Here is a 20,200-nt window from a genome sequence, read left to right on the forward strand (position 1 = left end):
ATGGATCAGACCTTGCCCGCATAGCGGTCGGTGGCGCGGATCAACCGATCCAGAATGCCCGGTTCCGAATAGGCATGGCCCGCCCCCTCGATCAGATGGAAATCAGCCTCGGGCCATGCCTTGTGCAGCGCCCATGCGTAATGGGCCGGGCAAGGCATGTCATAGCGGCCATGGACGATGGTGCCGGGAATGTGGCGCAACCTGTCGGCATCGCGCAGCAATTGCCCCGGCTCCAGCCAGCAGTCATGCACGAAATAATGCGTTTCGAGCCGCGCGAAGGCCAACGCGAAATGCCCCTCGTCATGCTGGGCCGACATAGCCGGATCGGGCAACAAGGTGATCGTCTCGCCTTCATACAGGCTCCACGCCCGCGCCGCCTCGATCTGTTCTTCGGGCGAGCCGGTAGTCAGGCGGCGATGATAGGAGTGCAGAACATTGCCGCGTTCTTCCTCGGAAAGCGGGGCGATAAGGCGTTCGTATTTGTCGGGAAACATCTGCGACACGCCGAACTGATAGAACCAGTCCAGCTCCGGGCGCGAACACATGTAGATGCCGCGCAGGATCAACTCGCTGACCCGCTGCGGATGCTTCTGGGCATAGGCCAGCGCCAGCGTCGAACCCCACGATCCGCCGAACACCAGCCATTGCTCGGCCCCGGCCATTTCGCGCAGCCTCTCGATATCGGCCACCAGATGCCATGTCGTGTTGTCCTCCAGCCCGGCATGGGGCGTCGAGCGGCCGCAGCCGCGCTGGTCGAACAGGATCACGTCATACAGCGCCGGATCGAACAATTGGCGATGCGCAGGGCCAACGCCTCCACCCGGCCCGCCATGCAGAAACACCGCCGGTTTGGCCCCCGGCGTGCCGCAGCGTTCGTAATAGATGACATGGCCCTCCCCGGTGTCGAGCATACCGGAGGCATAGGGTTCGATTGCGGGATAAAGGGTGCGCAGCATCAGGCCATTGTGCGGGATGATGGGGGCGATGGAAAGGGTTTAACGCGGGCCTGCCCTCTCGGCGGGATGCTCTCGCCGCCTTGCCCAACCCCATGCGGCGCGCTTGGCATCGCCCCCCTTTTGCGTTAACCGGGGGATTGATCGCGCCGGTGCCCGCCAAACGGGCTTAATCGGGAATGCGGTGCGGGGGGCCTGTCCTCCCAAATCCGCGGCTGTCCCTGCAACTGTAAGCGGATAGCGCGATGCACATGCGCCCCGGCATGGGGCCAGCCACTGGGCCGGACGCTAAATCCTGCGAGGTCTGGGAAGGCGTGCATCAAGCTGTGACCCGCAAGCCAGGAGACCTGCCGGCGTCTGGTCGCTCTTGCCATGGTCCAGGGGATGGCCGCGGCACGGTGTACTCCGTCTGAGCGACGCATGGGCGGCCGGGGCCGCAACGGATACGTGCGCGGGTCGCTCTTGGCGTCCGGCCCTGCGCGCGTGCCGCCCGTTTGCGCGGGTTTGCCCCGGCCCTGTCGCAAGGCGCCGGAGGATGTGCATACCGTGTTTTCCTATAACAAACCATCGCTGCGCCGCCGGATCGGCGCGCTGCTGATCGCGCTTGCCATCGCCAATGTCGCCATCTGGGGCTGGGCTTTTGGCCTGTTTCATCATCAACCGCTGATGCTGGGAACAGCCCTGCTCGCATGGGGACTGGGCCTGCGCCATGCGGTCGATGCCGATCATATCGCGGCCATCGACAATGTGACGCGCAAGCTGATGCAGGATGGTCAGCGCCCGATCACGGTGGGCTTCTGGTTCGCGCTGGGCCATTCGGGGATCATCGCCATCGCCTCTGTGGGCATCGCCCTGACGGCCAGCGCTCTGGCCCGCTTTGGCGCATTCAAGGAGATCGGCGGGGTGATCGCCACGGTCATTTCGGCGCTGTTTCTCTTTACCATCGCGGGGATGAATCTTGTCATCCTGCGCTCGGTCTGGCGCGGCTTTGCCCATGTCCGCGCGGGCGGTGCTTATACGGAAAGCGATCTCGATCTGCTGACCGGATCGCGCGGCCCCCTTTCGCGCCTGTTCGCCCCCATGTTCCGGCTGGTCAGCAAAAGCTGGCATATGGCCCCGCTCGGCTTCCTCTTCGGCCTCGGCTTTGACACGGCCACCGAGGTCGCCATTCTGGGCATGTCGGCCAATCAGGCGGCCAATGGTCTTTCGCTGGCCACGGTGCTGGTGCTGCCCGCGCTGTTTGCCGCCGGGATGGCGCTGATCGACACGGCCGACGGAGTGGTGATGCTGGGCGCCTATGAATGGGCCTTTGTTAAGCCGATCCGCAAACTCTATTACAACATCACCATCACGCTGGTGTCGGCCATTGTCGCCATCGTCATCGGCGGGATCGAAACGCTGGCCCTGATCGGCGGCAAGCTGGGCCTGACGGGATGGCCTTGGGCCATGGCGGCACGGCTGGGCGAAAATTTCAACAGTCTGGGCTTTGGCATCATCGCCCTGTTCGTCCTGTGCTGGCTGGCCAGTTTCGCCATCTATCGCTGGAAACGCTTTGACGAGATCGAGGTTTCGTAAACACGCCAATTGCTTTTCGCGCCATGTGGTTTAGAACCAAGCGCGAAAGTTCGGGGCAACCCGGTTTTCAATGATCGCGCCGGTGCCCGTAAATGGGCTTAATCGGGAATGCGGTGCGGGGGGCTGGCCCTCCCAAATCCGCGGCTGTCCCTGCAACTGTGAGCGGATAGCGCGATGCACATGTCCCCCGCCATCCGGGGGCGGCCACTGGGCCTGACGGTCTGGGAAGGCGTGCATCAAGCTGTGACCCGCAAGCCAGGAGACCTGCCGGCGCACCGGTCGCTCTTGCCTTGATCCAGGGAGTGGTCACGGCACGGTAACTCTCCGTCTGAGCGGCGAACTGTGTGGCTGGGGCCGCACGGGTTGCGTGGTCACGGGCGCCTTGTCGCGCCCGCCCGTTGTCGCGCGCCGGCCGGATTGTTCCGGTATGCCCCGCCCTGTCTCGCTCCGGCGCGCGGGAGAAGTACCAGTGCCTGACCTGTCCAAGGTTCCCGTCACCATCATTACCGGCTTTCTGGGCGCGGGAAAAACCACGCTGATCAGCCATTTGATCCGCAACGCGGGCGGGCGAAGGCTGGCCGTGGTGGTCAATGAATTCGGCACTTTGGGGGTGGATGGCGACATTCTGCAATCCTGCGCCATTCCCGATTGCCCGGCGGAGAACATCGTCGAACTGGCCAATGGCTGCATCTGCTGCACCGTGGCCGATGATTTCATCCCCACGGTCGAGCGTCTGCTCGCACTTGATCCGCGCCCCGATCACATCCTGATCGAAACATCGGGCCTTGCCTTGCCCAAGCCCCTGCTCAAAGCCTTCGACTGGCCCGCGATCCGCAGCCGGATCACGGTCGATGGCGTGCTGGCGCTGGCCGATGCCGAAGCGGTGGCGGCGGGGCGCTTTGCCCCCGACCCGATCGCCATTGCGGCCCAGCGCGCCGCCGATCCCGGCGTGGATCACGAAACCCCGCTGGCCGAAGTGTTCGAGGATCAACTGGCCTGCGCCGACATGGTGCTGCTGACCAAGGTGGACCTTGCCGGGCCGCAGGGCGTGGCCGCCGCCCGCGCGATGATCGCGGCGGAAACCTCGCGCCCCATCCTCGAACTGGCCGATGGCGTGATCGACCCGCGCGTCATCCTTGGCCTTGGCGCGGCGGCAGAGGACGATATCGCCGCCCGCCCCTCGCATCACGACGGCGAGGACGATCATGAGCATGACGATTTTGACAGCACCGTCATCACTCTGCCCGAAATCACCGACCCGTGCGATCTGGCCGCGCGCATCGGCCTGTTGGCTCAGAGCCATGGCATCCTGCGCGTCAAGGGCTATGCCGCCGTGGCGGGCAAGCCGATGCGCCTGCTGGTTCAGGCCGTGGGCGCGCGGGTGCGCCACCATTACGACCGCCCATGGCGCGCGGGCGAGACCCGCCAGACCACGCTGGTCGCCATTGCCGAGCGCGGGAATATCGATGCCGCCGCCATCCGGGCCACGCTGGCGGGCTAAACCCGATGCATGTCATCTTTCGCGAAACGCACGGGATGGAGGAAACGGCCATTCCGCAGGATCTGGGGCAGGCGCCTGCGGATCTGGTCGTGCTGTCCTTTTCCGACAGCGATCTGGGGGCCTTCGCGGCGGCATGGCATCGGGGGCGGCAGGGCGATCCGGCCTTCCCCTCGCTGCGCCTCGCCAATCTGTCGGCGCTGGCCCATCCGCTCTCGGTCGATACCTATATCGAACGGACATTATCGGGGGCGCGGGCGATCCTCATTCGCCTGATCGGGGGCCATGCCTATTGGCCCTATGGGCTGCAACAGGTCGAACTGCTGGCCCGCGCGCGTGGCATTGCGCTGGCAGTGCTGCCCGGCGACGGGCGAGCGGATGCAAGGCTGGATTCGGCCTCAACGGTCGATGCCGCCCTGCTGGGCGATCTGCGCCGCCTGTGCGATGGCGGCGGGGCCGAGGCGGCGGGCGCCGCGCTGGCGCTGCTGGCCGAGGCGGCGGGGATAGGGGCGGCGCGGATAGGGGCGGCATCAACCGGCGCGGGTGCGCCCTTGCCGATGACCGGAGGCTGGCATCCCGCGCGCGGGCTTTGTGATCCCTTGGCCATGGCGTTCACCCGGCCGCTCGTGCTGATCCTCTTTTACCGGTCCTATCTGGCCGCCCATGATCTGGACCCCTTTGCCCAATTGCATCAGGCATTTGAAGCCGCAGGCCATGACACGCTCTCACTCTTCGTCCCCTCTTTGAAGGAAACGCAGGCCCGCGCGCAGGTCGAGCGCTGGGTCCGCGCCCTTGCCCCGGCGGCAATCCTCAACGCCACCGCCTTTTCCGCGCGCGACGAGCGCGGCCAGACCCCGCTCGACGCCGCCAATGTGCCGGTCTTTCAACTGGCGCTGGCCACATCCTCGCATGAGGCATGGTCCGGCGCGACGCGAGGCCTGTCTCCTGCCGATCTGGCGATGCATGTGGTGCTGCCCGAAATCGACGGGCGGATCTTTGCCGGTGTGGCCAGTTTCAAACAGGCCGCCGCCCATGACCCGGCGCTGGGCATCGCGCAGAACCTGCATCGGGGCGATCCCGAACGCATTTCCGCCATCGTAGCGCGCGTGTCGGGCTGGATCGCGCTAGCCCGCAAACCGGCGCAGGAGCGCCGCATCGCCCTCATCCTCTCCACCTATCCCGGCAAGGCGCATCAGATGGCCCACGCGGTCGGCCTTGACGCACTGGCCTCGGCGCAGGCGGTGCTGAGCGATCTGGGCGAACCGGCCGTGCCCGATCTTGCCGCCGCTCTGGCCCGGCAAAGCATGGAATGGCCGCTGGCGGCCTATCGCGCCGCGCTCGAAACCCTGCCCGCGCCCTTGCGCGAGGCGCTGGCGCAAAACCGGGGGGCGCCGGAGGACGACCCCGACGTGATCGACGGCGCCTTCCGCTTTGCCGCGATTCTCACCGGCAACACATTGATCGCGCTTCAGCCCGAACGCGGCGATACGGCCGCGCGCGATGCGGATTACCACGATCTCTCGCTTTGTCCGCGCCATGCCTATGTCGCCTTTTATCTCTGGCTGCGCGCCCATATGCACCAGCGCGGGATCGACGCGCTGGTGCATATGGGCGCGCATGGCACGCTCGAATGGCTGCCGGGCAAAGCGGTGGCGCTGTCCGGCGCCTGCTGGCCCGATGCGCTGACCATGGGCCTGCCGGTGATCTATCCCTTCATCGTCAATGATCCGGGCGAGGCCGCGCAGGCCAAACGCCGCATCGCCGCCGTCACCATCGGCCACGCCCCGCCCCCCCTTGCCGTCGCCGGTCGGGGCGCGGGGCTGGCCACGCTCGAAGCCTTGCTGGATGAATTTTCCAACGCCGGGGGCCTTGACCCGGCCCGGCGCGACCGGTTGCAGACCGCCATCCGCAACGAGGCCCAAGCGCTGGGGCTGGAGGCCGAACTGGGACTGGCGACGGCGACCACCGCCGCCGAGGCCATCACCCGCATCGACCGCTTCGTCTGCGACATCAAGGAGAGCCAATATGGCGACGGCCTCCACATTTTCGGCCGGGGCGACCATGGCGCGGCCGAACGCGCGGGATTGCATGCCGCGCTGGCGGGGCGGTTCGTGCCGCCCGGTCCCTCCGGCTCGCCCCATCGCGGGCGCGCCGATGTGCTGCCCACGGGGCGCAATCTCTACACGATCGACCCGCGCGCGGTCCCCTCGCGCGCGGCCCATGCGCAGGGCGTGGTGCTGGCGCAGGAACTGATCCGGCGCCATTTGCAGGACCATGGCGATTATCCGCGCGCGCTGGTGGTCGACCTGTGGGGTTCGGCCACGATGCGCACGGCGGGCGAGGAATTTGCCATGGCGCTGCACCTGCTGGGGGCAAAGCCCTTGTGGGATATGGCGTCCGAACGGGTCACGGGCGTCGAGATCCTGCCGCCGGCCATGCTCGACCATCCGCGTATGGATGTGACGTTGCGCGTCTCGGGCCTGTTTCGCGATGCCTTTCCCAATCTTCCCGTCCTGTTCGGTCAGGCGGTGCGGGCGCTGTGCGGGCGCGATGAACCGGCGGACTGGAACCCCTTTGCCGGAACCTCGCCCGCCCCGCGCGTCTATGGCCCCGCGCCGGGGCGCTATGGACTGGGCATCGCGGACGACGCCTATGGCGATGACGCCCGCCGCAAGGCCGGTGAGGCATGGCTGTCCTCCTCGGACCATGCGCTGGACACGCCCCTGCCGCATGCCGATCCCGATGGTCTGCGACGGCGGGTGGCCGGGGCCGATGCCTTTGTGCATCTTCAGGATCTGGCCGAAACCGACCTGTTGCTGGCCGCCGATTATGCCGCGCATGAGGCCGGTTTCGCCGCCGCGCAGGCCGTGGCCGGGGGCAATGCCGCGCTCTATCATCTCGACCACCGCGATCCGGCCCGCCCGGTCGCCCGCAGCCTGACCGAGGAAATCGCCCGCGTGATGCGCGCCCGCGCCGCCCATCCCGGCTGGATCGCGGGCATGATGCGCCACGGCTTTCGCGGAGCCGCCGAAATCGCCGCCACGCTCGATCATCTGGGCGCTTTTGCCCATCTGGCGGGCGGCGTCCCCTCGCATCTCTTCGACCTCTATCACGACGCCACGCTGGGCCAGAGCGAAGTCCGCGCCTTTCTGGAGCGCGAGAATCCCGCCGCCTTGGCCGCGATGGAGGCGCGTTTTGCCGCGCTTCTGGCCGCCGGGCTTTGGACGACGCGGCGCAATTCGATCCTTGCCGCCCTGCCGCCGGGGCCGGAGGCATGAGCGGTTTTACGGTCAGGGGCTGGTGCCCGGATGCATGGCGCCCGATGGAGAGCGGCGATGGGCTGCTGGTCCGCATCAAGCCGCGCCTTGGCCGTGTGGACCGCGATCAGGCGCTGGCGCTCTGCAGGCTGGCGCAGACCTATGGCAACGGCCTGATCGACCTGACGCGCCGCGCCAATCTCCAGATCCGGGGTGTGAGCGAGGCGGGCTGGCCCGCGTTGGTCGCCGAACTGGTCGCGCATGGGCTGGCCGATCCTGATGCGGCACGCGAGGCGCGGCGCAACATCCTGATTGCCCCCGATTGGACCGCGGGCGACGACAGCCACCGCATCGCCTGCGACCTGATCGCGCGAATGGGCGAACTGCCGCCTTTGCCGGGCAAGGTCGGCTTTGTGATCGACGCCGGCCATGCCCCGATCCTGAACCGCGAGCCCGGCGATTTCCGCATCGAACGCAATATGAGCGGCGATCTGATCCTGCGCGCCGAGGGACGGGAATGCGGCGTATCTGTTCCCTTTGGGCTGGAAGCTGATCGCCTCATCGCACTGGCCCAGTGGTTCTCCCAAAGCGGCGCGGCGCGCATGGCCCGTCATGGCGCGTCTCTGCCCGATTGGGCCGAAGGAACGCAACATCCCGCCCCCGCCCGCCCCGCGATTGCGCCCGGAGGCGCCGCGCTGGGCGTGCCCTTTGGCCGGATCGAGGCGGCGCATCTGTCCCGCGCGATCACTTCGGGCTTTCGCATCACGCCATGGCGCGTCCTGCTGCCGGAGGGCCCCGGTCCCGCCAGCCTCCCCGGTTTCATCACCGATCCGTCCAGCCCGCTGCTGCGCGTCGATGCCTGTCCCGGCGCCCCCGCCTGTCCGCAGGCCGAGGTCGAGACGCGCGATCTCGCACGCCGCCTCGCCCCGGCGGTCAAGGGCCGCCTGCATGTCTCAGGCTGCGCCAAGCTCTGCGCCCGGTCCGCGCCCGCCGACATCACCCTGACCGGCCGCAACGGCCGCTTCGACCTGACCACGGGCGCGGGCCCGCCAGCCCTGACCGATCTCGACCCCGCCGCGGTTTTTGCCCATTTTGGAGTTGCCTGATGCCCCATGTCTATGAAACCAATGGCGCGGCCATCTATCGACAATCCTTCGCCACGATCCGTGCCGAGGCCGATCTGACCCGCTTTTCCCCGGATGAGGAGCCGGTCGCGGTGCGGATGATCCACGCTGCCGGGATGGTTGATCTGGCCCGTCATATCCGCTTTTCGCCCGGCTTTGCGCGCGCCACGCACGCCGCGCTGGCCGGCGGCGCGCCGATCCTGTGCGATGCGCGGATGGTGTCCGAAGGGATCACGCGCGCGCGCCTGTCGGCGGGCAATGCGGTGATCTGCACCCTGCACGATCCGAAGGTGCCGGAAATGGCCATGGCGATGGCCAACACCCGTTCGGCCGCCGCGCTGGAATTGTGGCGGTCGCATCTGGGCGGCGCGGTGGTGGCCATCGGCAATGCGCCAACCGCCCTATTCCATCTGCTCAACATGCTGGAGGACCCGGCCTGTCCGCGCCCTGCGGCGATCATCGGCTGCCCGGTCGGCTTTGTCGGGGCGGTGGAATCCAAGGCCGCGCTGTGGGAGGCCGCTCCCGTCCCCTGCTGCATCGTCGAAGGCCGCCTTGGCGGCAGCGCGATCACTGTGGCCGCGATCAACGCCTTGGCGAGCGCTGCGGAATGAGCGGCCCTGCCCCAATGGCCTGCGGCACCATCCACGGCGTGGGCCTTGGCCCCGGCGCGGCCGATCTGCTCAGCGTGCGCGCCGACCGTTTGGTGCGCACCACCCGCCACATCGCCTATTTCCGCAAGGCGGGCCGCCCCGGACAGGCGCGCCGGATCGCCGAAGGGATGCTGCGCGAGGATGCGGTGGAAATCGCGATGGAATATCCGGTGACCACCGAAATTCCCCTCACCGATCCGCGCTATAACGAATGCCTTTCCACCTTTTACGCGCAATGCACGCAAAGGCTCATCGACCTGTCGCGCGCGGGCCATGACATCGTCGTGCTGTGCGAGGGCGACCCGTTTTTCTACGGCTCCTTCATGCATCTCCATACGCGGCTGGCGGGTGTGGTGCCGGTCGCGGTGGTGCCGGGCATCACCGGCATGGCGGGCGCATGGCATGCCACCGCCATGCCGATCACATGGGGCGATGATGTGCTGACCGTGGCCATGGCCACTCTGGCCGAAGAGGAATTGACCCGCCGCATCCGCGACACCGACGCGCTGGTGGTGATGAAGATCGGGCGCAATATGCCCAAGCTGCGCCGCGCGGTGGCGGCGGCGGGGCGCGAGGACGCGGCATGGCTGGTCGAATATGCCGCCATGCCTGGACAGCGGGTGACGCCGCTGGCCGAGGCGGAGGAGGTGACGCCTTATTTCTCGATCCTGCTGATCCATGGACAGGGGCGGCGGCCATGAGCGGCCTTCTCTCCATCGCGGGCCTTGGGCCGGGCGACGAGGCACTGATCACGCCCGAAGTCAGCGCCGCGCTGGCCGAGGCAACCGATGTGATCGGCTATATCCCCTATGTGGCGCGGGTGGCGCCGCGTGAAGGCCTGACGCTGCATCCATCGGACAACCGGGTCGAACTCGACCGAGCCGGTCTGGCGCTACGCCTTGCCGCAGAGGGGCGGCGGGTGGTGGTGGTCTCCTCTGGCGATCCGGGCGTTTTTGCCATGGCCGCCGCCGTGTTCGAGGCGCTGGAGGCCGGACCGCCCCATTGGCGCGATCTCGACATTCGCGTGCTGCCCGGCATCACGGCCATGCTGGCGGCCAGCGCACGCGCGGGGGCGCCACTGGGCCATGATTTCTGCGCGATCAACCTGTCGGACAATCTCAAACCTTGGGCGCTGATCGAAAAGCGGCTGCGTCTGGCGGTGGAGGCTGATTTCGCCATCGCTTTTTATAACCCGCGCTCGAAATCACGCCCCGCAGGCTTCGAGCGTGCGCTGGCCCTGTTGCAGGAGGCTTGCGGCGACGCGCGCCCGATGCTTTTCGCCCGCGCCGTCTCGACGCCGCAGGAGGAATTGCGCATCGTTCCCCTGAACTGCGCCGCGCCCGACATGGCCGATATGCGCACAATGGTCATCCTTGGCTCCAGCCAGACGCGGATCATCGAGCGGCCCTGCGGCCCGCTGCTTTACACCCCCCGCTGGGCAACGGCTTCATGAGCGATCCAGTCCAGCACATCCTCGGGCCGGAACATCTCGCGCCTTTCCGGCATCGCGGGCCGCTCGATCATCAGCACCGGCAGGCCCAGTTCGCGCGCGGCGATCAGCTTGGCCTGCGCGCCGGTCCCGCCCGCGTTCTTGCTGACGACAAGGTCTATGGCATGGCGCTGCAACAGGGCGCGATCCCCCGCGATGGTGAAAGGCCCTCGGTCGACGACCAGATGGTGATCGGGCAAGGCGGGCGGCGCGTCGGGCCGGTCCACAAAACGCAGCAGATAGTGATGCTGGGACTGGGCCGCGAAAGCATCGACATGCATCCGCCCGAGCGCCAGCATCACCCGTCGCGGCGGCCCTGCCAGAGCGGCCACCGCCGCCTCGATCCCGCCCACGCCGGTCCACCTGTCGCCCGGCTCCATCCGCCATGCGGGCCGGGTCAGCGCGACGAAGGGCACGTCCGCAATCCGCGCCGCTGCCGCCGCATGGGCGCTCATTTGGGCGGCAAAAGGGTGGGTCGCGTCCACCAGATGCGTGACGCGATGCTCGCGCAGATAGGCCGCCAGACCCGCCACCCCGCCAAAGCCGCCGATGCGGCACGGCACCGGCTGAGGGCGCGGATTGTCGGTCCGTCCGGCATAGCTGAGCGTGGCGCCTATCCCCCGCTCGGCCAGCAGGCGGGCCAGCGCGCTTGCCTCGGTGGTGCCGCCCAACAAAAGGATATGGTGCATGTCTGACCCCTGGTTGACCATCATCGGCCTTGGCGAGGACGGGGCGCAAGGCCTGTCGGCGGCGGCGCGCGAGGCGCTGGACCGGGCCGAGGTGGTGATCGGAGCGCCGCGCCATCTTGCGCTGCTGCCCGCTCTTACGTGCGCCATACTGGAATGGCCAGTGCCTTTTGCCGATGGCATCGCCCGCCTGATCGAGCAGCGTGGGCGGCGCGTTGTGATGCTGGCCTCGGGCGATCCCTTCTGGTTCGGCGCGGGTAGCAGCGTGACGCGCCATCTCGATCCTGGCGAATGGGTGGCCCATCCCGCGCCCTCGACATTCACGCTGGCGGCCTCGCGGCTGGGCTGGGCGTTGCAGGACACGGTTTGCCTTGGGCTTCACGCCGCGCCGCTGGCCCGGCTGCGTCCGCATCTGGCGCCGGGGCGCGCGATCATCGCCCTGATGCGCGATGGGGCGCAGGTATTGGCCCTGGCGCGCTATCTGGCCGAACTGGGCTTTGGCGGATCGCTCCTGCATGTGATGGAGGCGCTGGGCGGCGCGCGTGAACGCATCCGCTGCGTGTCTGCCGAAGCGATGGCGTTTGGGGACATAACCCATCCGGTGGCCGTAGGGATCGTCCCCGGCGCAGGCCCCGCGCTGCCCGTCATAGCGGGCCTGCCCGATGATCTTTTCGCCTCCGATGGCCAGATCACCAAGCGCCCGATCCGCGCCCTGACCCTTTCCGCGCTGGCCCCGCGCGCGGGCGAGACATTGTGGGACATCGGCGCGGGGTCCGGCTCGATCGGAATTGAGTGGCTGCTGGCCCATCCGGCCAATGGCGCGCTGGCCATCGAGGCCGATCCGGTCCGCGCCGAGCGCGCCCGCGCCAATGCGGCCCGTCTGGGGGTGGACCGTCTGGAGGTGATCGAGGGCCGCGCGCCCGAAATATGGCCCGACGCGCCCCCACCCGATGCGGTGTTCATCGGCGGCGGCCTGTCGGAAGATCTGCTCTTGGCGCTCTGGTCGCGGCTGCCCGTCGGCACGCGGCTTGTCGCCAATGCCGTGACGCTGGAATCGGAAAGCCTGCTGACACGCTGGCACGGGCGGAAGGGCGGCGCCCTGCTGCGGGTCGAACTGGCCGATGCCGCACCCATCGGCGCGCGCCATGGCTGGAAGGCGCGCTATCCGGTGGTGCAATGGAGCGTGGCGCTGTGATCGTCGCCGGTTTCGGCTTTCGCGCCGGGGCCACGGCGGCCTCGTTGCGCTCGGCCTTGGCCGTGGCGCAGGAGGGGCTGCCCCCCGTCACCCATCTTGCCACGGCGGCGGACAAGGCGCCTGCCCTTGCCCCGCTGGCCGAGGCTCTGGACCTGCTTCTGGTCGCCGTGGATGGCGGGACGATCCGGGCCGCCCCCACCTCGACCGCATCGCCCGCCGCGCAAAAGGCGCGCGGCACCGGCAGTCTGGCCGAAGCCGCCGCCATGGCCGCCATCGGCCCCGGCGCGCGCCTGATCCGTCCGCGCCGGATTTCACCCGACCGTTTGGCCGCCTGCGCCATTGCCCAAGGAACCCCAGAATGACCGTGCATTTCATCGGCGCCGGCCCCGGCGCGCCTGATCTCCTCACCCTGCGCGGGCGCGATCTGATCGCGGCCAGCCCGGTCTGTCTCTATGCCGGTTCGCTGATCCCGGAGGCGGTGCTCGATCATTGCCCGCCCGGCGCGCGGATGGTTAACACGGCCCCTCTCTCGCTGGACGCGATCATCGCGGAAATCGTCGAGGCCCACGCGGCGGGCCATGATGTGGCGCGGCTGCATTCGGGCGACCTGTCGGTCTGGTCGGCGATGGGCGAACAATTGCGGCGGCTGCGCGCGCTGGACATCCCGGTGTCGATCACACCCGGAGTCCCCGCCTTTGCCGCCGCCGCCGCCGCGCTGGAGGCTGAACTCACGCTGCCCGAACTGGGCCAGTCGCTGGTGCTGACCCGCACGCCGGGGCGGGCCAGCACGATGCCGCCTGCCGAGAGCCTGACCAATTTTGCCGTGACGGGGGCCACGCTGGCCATTCACCTTTCGATCCATAATCTGGCGCAGGTGTTGGCTGATCTGACCCCGGCCTATGGCGCGGATTGCCCGGTCGCCGTGGTCTGGCGGGCAAGCTGGCCCGATCAGCGGATCATCCGCGCCACGCTCTCCACCGTTAAACAGGCCGTGGCCGGGACCATGGAGCGCACCGCGATCATTCTGGTCGGGCGGGTGCTGGGCGCGCAGGATTTTGCCGAAAGCAGTCTCTATGCCGCCGATTACGACCGCCGTTTCCGCCCGCAGGGGGCCACGTCGCGCTTTACAGGGGTGGTGGAATGATGCCGCCCGGCCTTCTGATCGCGGCCCCGGCATCGGGCACCGGCAAGACCACGGTGATGCTGGGCCTGCTGCGCGCACTGTCGCAGGATGGCCTTGCGGTGCAGCCCTTCAAGAGCGGGCCGGACTACATCGACCCGGCGTTCCACCACGCGGCCTGCGGGCGCCCCTCGTTCAATCTGGACAGTTGGGCGATGGAGCCGGAACTGATCGACGCCATCGCCGCGCAGGGGGCGGGGGCCGACCTGATCCTTGCCGAAGGGTCGATGGGCCTGTTCGATGGGGTGGCGCGGCCGGGCGCGTTCGGAAATGGCGCCAGCGCCGATCTGGCGCGGCGGATGGGTTGGCCGGTGGTGCTGGTGCTCGACGCCTCGGGTCAGGCGCAATCGGCGGCGGCCACGGCGCTGGGGTTTCGGGCCTATGATCCGGCGCTGAATTTTGCGGGCGTCATCCTCAACCGCGTGGCCAGCGCGCGGCATGAAAGCCTGATCCGCAAGGGGATGGAGGCGATGGGTATTGCGGTGCTGGGCGCGCTGCCCCGGCGCGGCGATCTGGTGCTGCCCGAACGGCATTTGGGGCTGGTGCAGGCGATGGAACATCCCGATCTTGAGCGGGCCTTGGCCGATTATGCGGTCTTTGTCCGTGAGCATGTCGATCTGGCGGCCATCCGCGCCTGCGCGCGCGGGGCGGCGATCCGGGGCACGGGCCGCCTGCCCGATCCTCCGGCACAGACCATCGCCATGGCCCGCGATGCGGCTTTTTCCTTCATCTATCCGCATCTGCTCGAAGGCTGGCGGCGGGCCGGGGCGCGTGTGCTGCCTTTCTCGCCGCTGGCCGATGAGGCGCCGCCGGGCGAGGCTGATCTGGTATGGTTGCCTGGGGGCTATCCCGAATTGCATGCCGGAACGATTGCGGCGGCCCGGAGATTCCTGTCCGGCCTTGCCCGCCACGCCCAGACCCGCCCGGTCCATGGCGAATGCGGCGGCTATATGGTTCTGGGGCAAAGCCTGATCGACAAGAACGGGCAGAGCCATCGCATGGCGGGCCTGCTGGGGCTGGAAACCACCTATGCGCGGCGCAAGATGCATCTGGGCTATCGCCATGCCCAATTGCTGGCGCCCATTGGGGGGATTGCGGGCGGCACTTGCCTGCGCGGCCATGAGTTCCATTATTCCACCATCGTTGCGCTCAAGGACGAGCCCTTGGCGCGCGTTACCGATGCCAATGGCGATGAACTGGCCGAAACCGGATCGCGGCGAGGCATGGTCAGCGGCAGCTTTTTTCACATGATCGCGCCGGTGTCATGATCGAGCTTACCCTGATCGGCATCGGCACCGGCAACCCGGACCATATCACCATGCAGGCCGCCCGCGCCATGAACGCCGCCGACCTGATCCTGATCCCGCGCAAGGGCGAGAGCAAATCCGATCTGGTCGATCTGCGCCGCGATATCTGCGCGCAGGTTTTGAATGCTCCGGTGCGGATCGTCGAATTCGACATGCCCGTGCGCGATGCCGAGGGCGATTATGCGCGGGGCGTACATGAATGGCATGACGCCATCGCGGCGGTCTGGCGCGAGCAAATCGCGCTCCATCTGCCCGGCGGCGGCAGGCTGGCGCTGCTCGTCTGGGGCGATCCCTCGCTTTATGACAGCACCTTGCGCATCGCCGAAAGGCTGCCGGACGTCAAAGTGCAGGTCGTGGCCGGGATCACCAGCCTTCAGGCGCTGACGGCGGCCCATGCGATCCCCCTCAACCCTCTGGCCGGATCGGTGACGATCACGACCGGGCGGCTGCTGCGCGCCCATGGCTGGCCCAAGGGGGCCGATACGGTGGTGGTCATGCTGGATGGCGGCTGCGCGTTCGAGGTGCTGGACCCGGCAGGGATTGCGATCTGGTGGGGCGCCTATCTGGGCATGGCGCAAGAGGCGCTGGAATGCGGACCGCTGGTCCATGCCGCACCCATCATTGCCGAGCGCCGCGCCGAACTGCGCGCGCGCCATGGCTGGATCATGGATGTTTACCTGATGCGAAAGGAACAGAGCGATGGATGAGGCAGCGCCCAACAACACCGAGGCCCGCCATGCCGACAAAATGCGCAAGAAGCAGGCCGCGCGGGCCACCATCATGGCCACCAAAACCCGCGAAAAGGGCCTGCTGATCGTCCACACCGGCAAGGGCAAGGGCAAGACCAGCGCGGCGCTGGGCATGGTCGTGCGCGCGATCGGCCATGGGATGAAGGTGGGCGTGGTCCAGTTCGTCAAGGGCGCGATGACCACGGGTGAGAAGGCGGTGTTCGACGCCTTTCCCGACCATGTGGAATTCAAGCCGATGGGCGAAGGCTTTACATGGAACACACAGGACCGTAGCCGCGACATCGCCACCACCCGCACCGCATGGGACGAGATCAGGCGCATGATCTCCGACCCGGCCTATGACATGGTGCTGGCCGATGAACTCAACATCGTCCTGCGCTATGATTACCTGCCGCTGGAGGAAGTGCTGGAGGTGCTGGCCGCCAGGCCGGAGATGCAGCATGTGATCGTCACCGGGCGCAACGCCCCCGACGCGCTGATCGAGGCGGCCGATCTGGTCACCGACATGACCATGGTCAAACACCCGTTCCGGTCGGGCGTGAAGGCACAGGCGGGAATCGAGTTTTAGCGTCGGCCGCAACCGGGCGAAGGAGGTATGGAAACATTCCGCCTCCCTCGCCGGGCGGCCCGCGTCGGTTATTGCGCCTTGGGAAGGGCCGCGACCGCCGCGACAAAGGCCCGCGCCCGATCGCCCACCTGCGCCGCCGAGAGGCCCGCCTTGTAGAGCGCCGAGCCGAGCCCCGCGCCCTGCGCACCGGCGGCCACCCATTGCGACAGGTTTTCCGGCGTCACCCCGCCCACGGCCAGCAACGGCAGATCCTTGGGCAGCACCGCGCGCTGGGCCTTCATATAGGCGGGACTGGCCCCCTCGGCGGGGAACAGCTTGAGGCCCGTGGCGCCCGCCTCCAATGCGGCGAAGGCCTCGGTGGGCGTGTAAAATCCGGGCAGCGAGATCATGCCCGCCGCCACACTGGCGCGGATCACATCGGTGTTCACGTTGGGCGAGATGATGAGAGTGCCCCCCGCCGCCTTGACATTGGCGACATCCGCCGTGGTCAGCACCGTCCCTGCCCCGACCAGCACGTCCGGCCCGTAACGCTTTGCCAGCAGCGCGATCGAGTCCAGCGGATCGGGCGAATTGAGCGGCACCTCGATCATGGAAAAGCCTGCCTCGATGATCGCATCGCCAATGGCCTCGACCTCGTCGGGGCGCACCCCGCGCAGGATCGCCACCAGCGGGCAAATGGCAAGGGCGGCATTCAGGGTTTCAATCGCAGTAGTCATGATTGGCTCGCTTTCCACAGGCGGAAGATACCGGCCACAAAGGCCGCGTGACTGTCGATCAGGATGGGCTGGCCCCCGGCACAATGCACGGCCGCGGCATATAACCGGCCCAGATGCGGATCGGCAAGGATATGGACCGGATCGCCCTCGCGCAGGTTCTCGCCGCCCACGTCATGGCCGATCATCAGGCCCGATGCATAGGCCGCGCTGTCCTCGATGCTGCGCTGGCCCAGCAGGGCGGCGGCGCGCACGCGGAACAGGCGCGTGGTCAGGCGGCCGCTGAGCCCATCGCGCACCCCGGCGCGGAAGGCCTCGCCATCCTCCACATCACCGCCGAGAAAATCGGCCAGCAGGCTGTGGTTTTTCAGCAGGGCAAAGATCTCGCCCGTCATGGCCGTGGCGAAAGAGGCAACCTTGCCGCCCTCCATCCGAGCCCATTTGCAATGGGTGCCAGGTTGGCACAACAGCGCATCGCCCGGCGCCAGTCCGGCAGCGACCGCGCCCAGCAGTTGCACCTCTTCGCCGCGCATCACATCGCCCGCCCGATCGCACAGGCCCGGCACGATGGCCGTCCGCCCCGGCTCGACCCAGTGCAGCGCCCCGGCCAGATCCGCCAGCCCGGCAGGACAGGTCAGATAAGGCACATTGACCCAGCCCTTGGCCGAACCAACCATGCCCGCCAGCAACACCGGCAAATCGCCCATCTTGGCCCGGATGCCCGAAATTTCGTCGGCAAAGCCCCCCGGCGGCACGGCCAGCAGGCCCATGCCGTCGCGCTCGGTATGCAGCACCTGTCCCGCGGCATCGATCAGATAGGCGCGGCGGTTGGTCGTGCCCCAATCCACCGCGATCATGTCACACGTCATATCACCACCACACCGTATAAAGCGCCACAAGGATCGCGCTGACCAACGCCGAAGCAATGGCAAAGCCGCGAGACGTGGCAAAGGAAACGCCCTCCATGATGCCCTTGCCCTGCCGCACCGGAGGTTTGCCCAGCAGTGAAACCACCACCGTGAGCGCCAGAGAGGCAAAGAACACCATCGCCATGCGGTGCATGAAGGGGATCTGGGTCAGCGCCGCAACGCCGCCAAAGCGAAAGATCGCCGAGAGCACCACACTGGCCAGCGCGCCCGCCAGAGCGCCCGCCTCGGTGGCGCGGGGCCAGAACAGGCCGGTCAGGAAGATCACCGTGATGCCCGGCGTCACAAAACCGGAGAATTCCTGAATATATTGAAACGCCTGATCCATGCCGCCCAGCAGGGGCCGCGCCGCGACAATGCCGATGACCGTGGCGACGCAGGCGGTGATGCGGCCCACGCGGACCAGTTGCACCTCGCCGGCGCCTGGCGCGATCTTGCGGGCATAGAGGTCGAGCGTGAAGATCGTGGCGATGGAGTTGATCTTGCTGGCCGTGGAGGCGATGATCGCCGCCGTCAGCGCGGCAAAGACCAGCCCCAGCAACCCGTTGGGCAAGAGATGCATCATCGCCGGATAGGCCTGATCGGGCTTGTCCAGAGCCGGCGCCAGCAGCACCGCCGCAATGCCGGGCAGCACGATGATGACTGGCATCAACAGCTTGAGAAAGGCCGCGAACACGATGCCCCGCTGCGCCTCGCCCAGTGATTTGGCGGCAAGGGTGCGCTGGATGATATATTGGTTGAACCCCCAATAGGACAGGTTGGCAATCCACAATCCGCCGATCAGCACGCCCAGACCCGGCAGATCCTTGTAATGCGGACTGTCGGGCGAAAGGATCATGTGGAAATGATCCGGCACCGCGCGCACCAGCCGCTCAAAGCCATGGAGCGCCCCCGCGCCTTCGCCCAATTGGCCCAGCGCAATCCCCGAAACCACCAGGCCGCCCATCACCAGCAGCGCCACCTGAACAATGTCGGTCAGCGCCACCGCTTTAAGCCCGCCCCGGATCTGATAGGCCAGCGCGAACACGCCCAAACCGGCCAGCGCCATATCCTGATCGACGCCCGCAACCTGCCGCACCGCGATGGAGCCAAGCCACAGGATCGAGGTCAGGTTCACAAAGACATAAAGCACCAGCCAGAACACCGCCATCACCGTGCGGATCGTCGGGCCAAAGCGGGCCTCGAGAAATTCCGGCATCGTGGTGATGTTGTTTTTCAGGAACACCGGCAGGAAGAACTTGCCCACGATCAGCAGCGTGAGCGCGGCCATCCATTCATAGGAGGAGATCGCAAGGCCGATGGCATAACCCGATCCTGCCATGCCCACGATCTGTTCGGCCGAAATATTGGCCGCGATCAGCGAGGCGCCAATGGCCCACCACGGCAGCGCGCGACTGGCCAGGAAATAGCCCGCGCTGTCCTCCTGCGCATCGCCTTTGCGGCGGCTGACCCATTGGGCAAGGCCAAAGATGAAGATCGCATAGGCCACCACCATGGCCGTATCGATGGTTGAGAGCGTCATGGGATGGTGTTTCCTCTCGAATCCCTTGCCAAAGGGTGATTATGTCTATTTATATGATAAAACACATGCCAGAGGGGGCCACGCGATGACCGACAATGACGATGTTTCCGGCCTTGGGCGCAATCTGACCTATGGGCTGCTCGATCTTCTGGGGCGCCAGATCGTGACGGGCGCCTTTGAAAACCGCCCCTTTCCCACCGAGGCCGAGCTTTCGACCCAGCATGGCGTCAGCCGATCGGTCACGCGTGAGGCGGTCAAGATGCTCACCGCCAAGGGGCTGCTGACCGCAAGGCCAAGGCAGGGCACCAGCATCCAGCCCGTGGCAAGTTGGAACCTGTTCGACGCCGATGTGCTGCGCTGGCTGCTCGAACGCAAATTCTCGGTCGAGCTGCTCTCGCAATTCAACCAGTTGCGCGCGGCCATCGAACCGGCCGCCGCCGCGCTGGCCGCAGGCTCGGCCGATGACAAGGGACGCGCGCTGATCGAGGCAGGATTTGCGCGGATGGAGGCCGCCGAAAGGGGCGAGGACGATGTGCTGGACGCCGATATCGCGTTCCATCTGTCCATCCTGCGCGCCAGCGGCAATCCCTTCTTCGCCCAGTTCCGCGATGTGGTCGCCACGGCCCTGCGCACCTCGATCCGGCTGACCAACCGCATTGTCGGGCGCACGGCCGATCTGGCCGCGCATGGCGCGGTGCGCGATGCGATCATGGCCCGCGATCCGCGCGCGGCCCAGAACGCCATGCGCGCGATCATCGGCGACGTGATGGACCTGATCGCCCGGCACAGCCACGCGGCGCAATAGGAT

Annotated in this window: 19 protein-coding genes and 2 riboswitches; of the genes, 14 read left to right on the forward strand and 5 right to left on the reverse strand. The window is 67.4% G+C overall.

Going from position 1 to position 20,200, the window contains the following annotated elements:
- Window positions 1-5 precede the first annotated feature (5 nt).
- On the reverse strand, window positions 6-956 hold the full coding sequence (gene pip / locus PQ457_RS20140) for a prolyl aminopeptidase (RefSeq protein ID WP_273619586.1): 951 nt from the start codon (window positions 954-956) through the stop codon (window positions 6-8).
- Window positions 957-1,091: 135 nt separating this feature from the next.
- A riboswitch (cobalamin riboswitch) is annotated at window positions 1,092-1,322 on the forward strand.
- A gap of 168 nt (window positions 1,323-1,490) precedes the next feature.
- Here pip and PQ457_RS20145 point away from each other — a divergent pair.
- From PQ457_RS20145 to cobJ, 7 genes are all read left to right on the forward strand, one after another.
- Entirely contained in the window at window positions 1,491-2,528 is a 1,038-nt protein-coding gene (locus PQ457_RS20145; RefSeq protein WP_475728350.1) for a HoxN/HupN/NixA family nickel/cobalt transporter, read from the forward strand.
- 63 nt (window positions 2,529-2,591) lie between these two features.
- A riboswitch (cobalamin riboswitch) is annotated at window positions 2,592-2,814 on the forward strand.
- 183 nt (window positions 2,815-2,997) lie between these two features.
- Entirely contained in the window at window positions 2,998-4,029 is a 1,032-nt protein-coding gene (gene cobW, locus PQ457_RS20150) for a cobalamin biosynthesis protein CobW (RefSeq protein WP_273619587.1), read from the forward strand.
- A 5-nt stretch (window positions 4,030-4,034) separates the two neighbouring features.
- On the forward strand, window positions 4,035-7,304 hold the full coding sequence (gene cobN / locus PQ457_RS20155; RefSeq protein ID WP_273619588.1) for a cobaltochelatase subunit CobN: 3,270 nt from the start codon (window positions 4,035-4,037) through the stop codon (window positions 7,302-7,304).
- Entirely contained in the window at window positions 7,301-8,389 is a 1,089-nt protein-coding gene (locus tag PQ457_RS20160; protein WP_273619589.1) for a cobalamin biosynthesis protein CobG, read from the forward strand. The genes cobN and PQ457_RS20160 overlap by 4 nt, the downstream gene beginning before the upstream one ends.
- Complete coding sequence (locus tag PQ457_RS20165; protein ID WP_273619590.1) at window positions 8,389-9,018, forward strand: precorrin-8X methylmutase; 630 nt, start codon at window positions 8,389-8,391, stop codon at window positions 9,016-9,018. The genes PQ457_RS20160 and PQ457_RS20165 overlap by 1 nt, the downstream gene beginning before the upstream one ends.
- A gap of 14 nt (window positions 9,019-9,032) precedes the next feature.
- Entirely contained in the window at window positions 9,033-9,758 is a 726-nt protein-coding gene (cobI, locus tag PQ457_RS20170; RefSeq protein ID WP_420541020.1) for a precorrin-2 C(20)-methyltransferase, read from the forward strand.
- Entirely contained in the window at window positions 9,755-10,510 is a 756-nt protein-coding gene (cobJ, locus tag PQ457_RS20175) for a precorrin-3B C(17)-methyltransferase (protein ID WP_273619592.1), read from the forward strand. The genes cobI and cobJ overlap by 4 nt, the downstream gene beginning before the upstream one ends.
- Here cobJ and PQ457_RS20180 read toward each other — a convergent pair.
- On the reverse strand, window positions 10,480-11,235 hold the full coding sequence (locus tag PQ457_RS20180; protein WP_273619593.1) for a cobalt-precorrin-6A reductase: 756 nt from the start codon (window positions 11,233-11,235) through the stop codon (window positions 10,480-10,482). The genes cobJ and PQ457_RS20180 overlap by 31 nt on opposite strands.
- Here PQ457_RS20180 and cbiE point away from each other — a divergent pair.
- From cbiE to cobO, 6 genes are read left to right on the forward strand one after another with little or no spacing between them, the layout of a single operon-like run.
- A complete protein-coding gene (gene cbiE / locus PQ457_RS20185) occupies window positions 11,234-12,427 on the forward strand; it encodes a precorrin-6y C5,15-methyltransferase (decarboxylating) subunit CbiE (RefSeq protein ID WP_273619594.1) in 1,194 nt (397 codons plus the stop codon). The two genes, PQ457_RS20180 and cbiE, sit on opposite strands and share 2 nt — an antisense overlap.
- Window positions 12,409-12,789 (forward strand): cobalamin biosynthesis protein, encoded by a 381-nt coding sequence (locus tag PQ457_RS20190; protein ID WP_273619595.1) that lies wholly within the window; start codon window positions 12,409-12,411, stop codon window positions 12,787-12,789. Before cbiE ends, PQ457_RS20190 begins: the two co-directional genes overlap by 19 nt.
- Window positions 12,786-13,571 carry a precorrin-4 C(11)-methyltransferase gene (gene cobM, locus PQ457_RS20195; RefSeq protein WP_273619596.1) on the forward strand — a complete coding sequence of 262 codons (786 nt, stop codon included), beginning with the start codon at window positions 12,786-12,788 and terminating at the stop codon, window positions 13,569-13,571. Before PQ457_RS20190 ends, cobM begins: the two co-directional genes overlap by 4 nt.
- A complete protein-coding gene (locus PQ457_RS20200; protein ID WP_273619597.1) occupies window positions 13,568-14,875 on the forward strand; it encodes a cobyrinic acid a,c-diamide synthase CobB in 1,308 nt (435 codons plus the stop codon). Before cobM ends, PQ457_RS20200 begins: the two co-directional genes overlap by 4 nt.
- Window positions 14,872-15,621, forward strand: a complete 750-nt coding sequence (gene cobF, locus PQ457_RS20205) for a precorrin-6A synthase (deacetylating) (protein WP_273619598.1) — start codon at window positions 14,872-14,874, stop codon at window positions 15,619-15,621. The genes PQ457_RS20200 and cobF overlap by 4 nt, the downstream gene beginning before the upstream one ends.
- A complete protein-coding gene (gene cobO, locus PQ457_RS20210; protein WP_273619599.1) occupies window positions 15,614-16,231 on the forward strand; it encodes a cob(I)yrinic acid a,c-diamide adenosyltransferase in 618 nt (205 codons plus the stop codon). Before cobF ends, cobO begins: the two co-directional genes overlap by 8 nt.
- 68 nt (window positions 16,232-16,299) lie before the next feature.
- Here cobO and PQ457_RS20215 read toward each other — a convergent pair whose 3' ends face one another.
- From PQ457_RS20215 to PQ457_RS20225, 3 genes are read right to left on the reverse strand one after another with little or no spacing between them, the layout of a single operon-like run.
- Window positions 16,300-16,947, reverse strand: coding sequence for a 2-dehydro-3-deoxy-6-phosphogalactonate aldolase (locus PQ457_RS20215; protein WP_273619600.1), 648 nt, complete (start codon window positions 16,945-16,947; stop codon window positions 16,300-16,302).
- Entirely contained in the window at window positions 16,944-17,813 is an 870-nt protein-coding gene (locus tag PQ457_RS20220; RefSeq protein WP_273619601.1) for a 2-dehydro-3-deoxygalactonokinase, read from the reverse strand. Before PQ457_RS20220 ends, PQ457_RS20215 begins: the two co-directional genes overlap by 4 nt.
- Before the next feature lies 1 nt (window position 17,814).
- Complete coding sequence (locus PQ457_RS20225; protein ID WP_273619602.1) at window positions 17,815-19,392, reverse strand: sodium/sugar symporter; 1,578 nt, start codon at window positions 19,390-19,392, stop codon at window positions 17,815-17,817.
- 85 nt (window positions 19,393-19,477) lie between these two features.
- Here PQ457_RS20225 and PQ457_RS20230 point away from each other — a divergent pair, with 85 nt between their 5' ends.
- A complete protein-coding gene (locus tag PQ457_RS20230) occupies window positions 19,478-20,197 on the forward strand; it encodes a FadR/GntR family transcriptional regulator (protein ID WP_273619603.1) in 720 nt (239 codons plus the stop codon).
- Window positions 20,198-20,200 lie beyond the last annotated feature (3 nt).

This window comes from Novosphingobium humi, from assembly GCF_028607105.1.
GTDB lineage: Bacteria > Pseudomonadota > Alphaproteobacteria > Sphingomonadales > Sphingomonadaceae > Novosphingobium > Novosphingobium humi.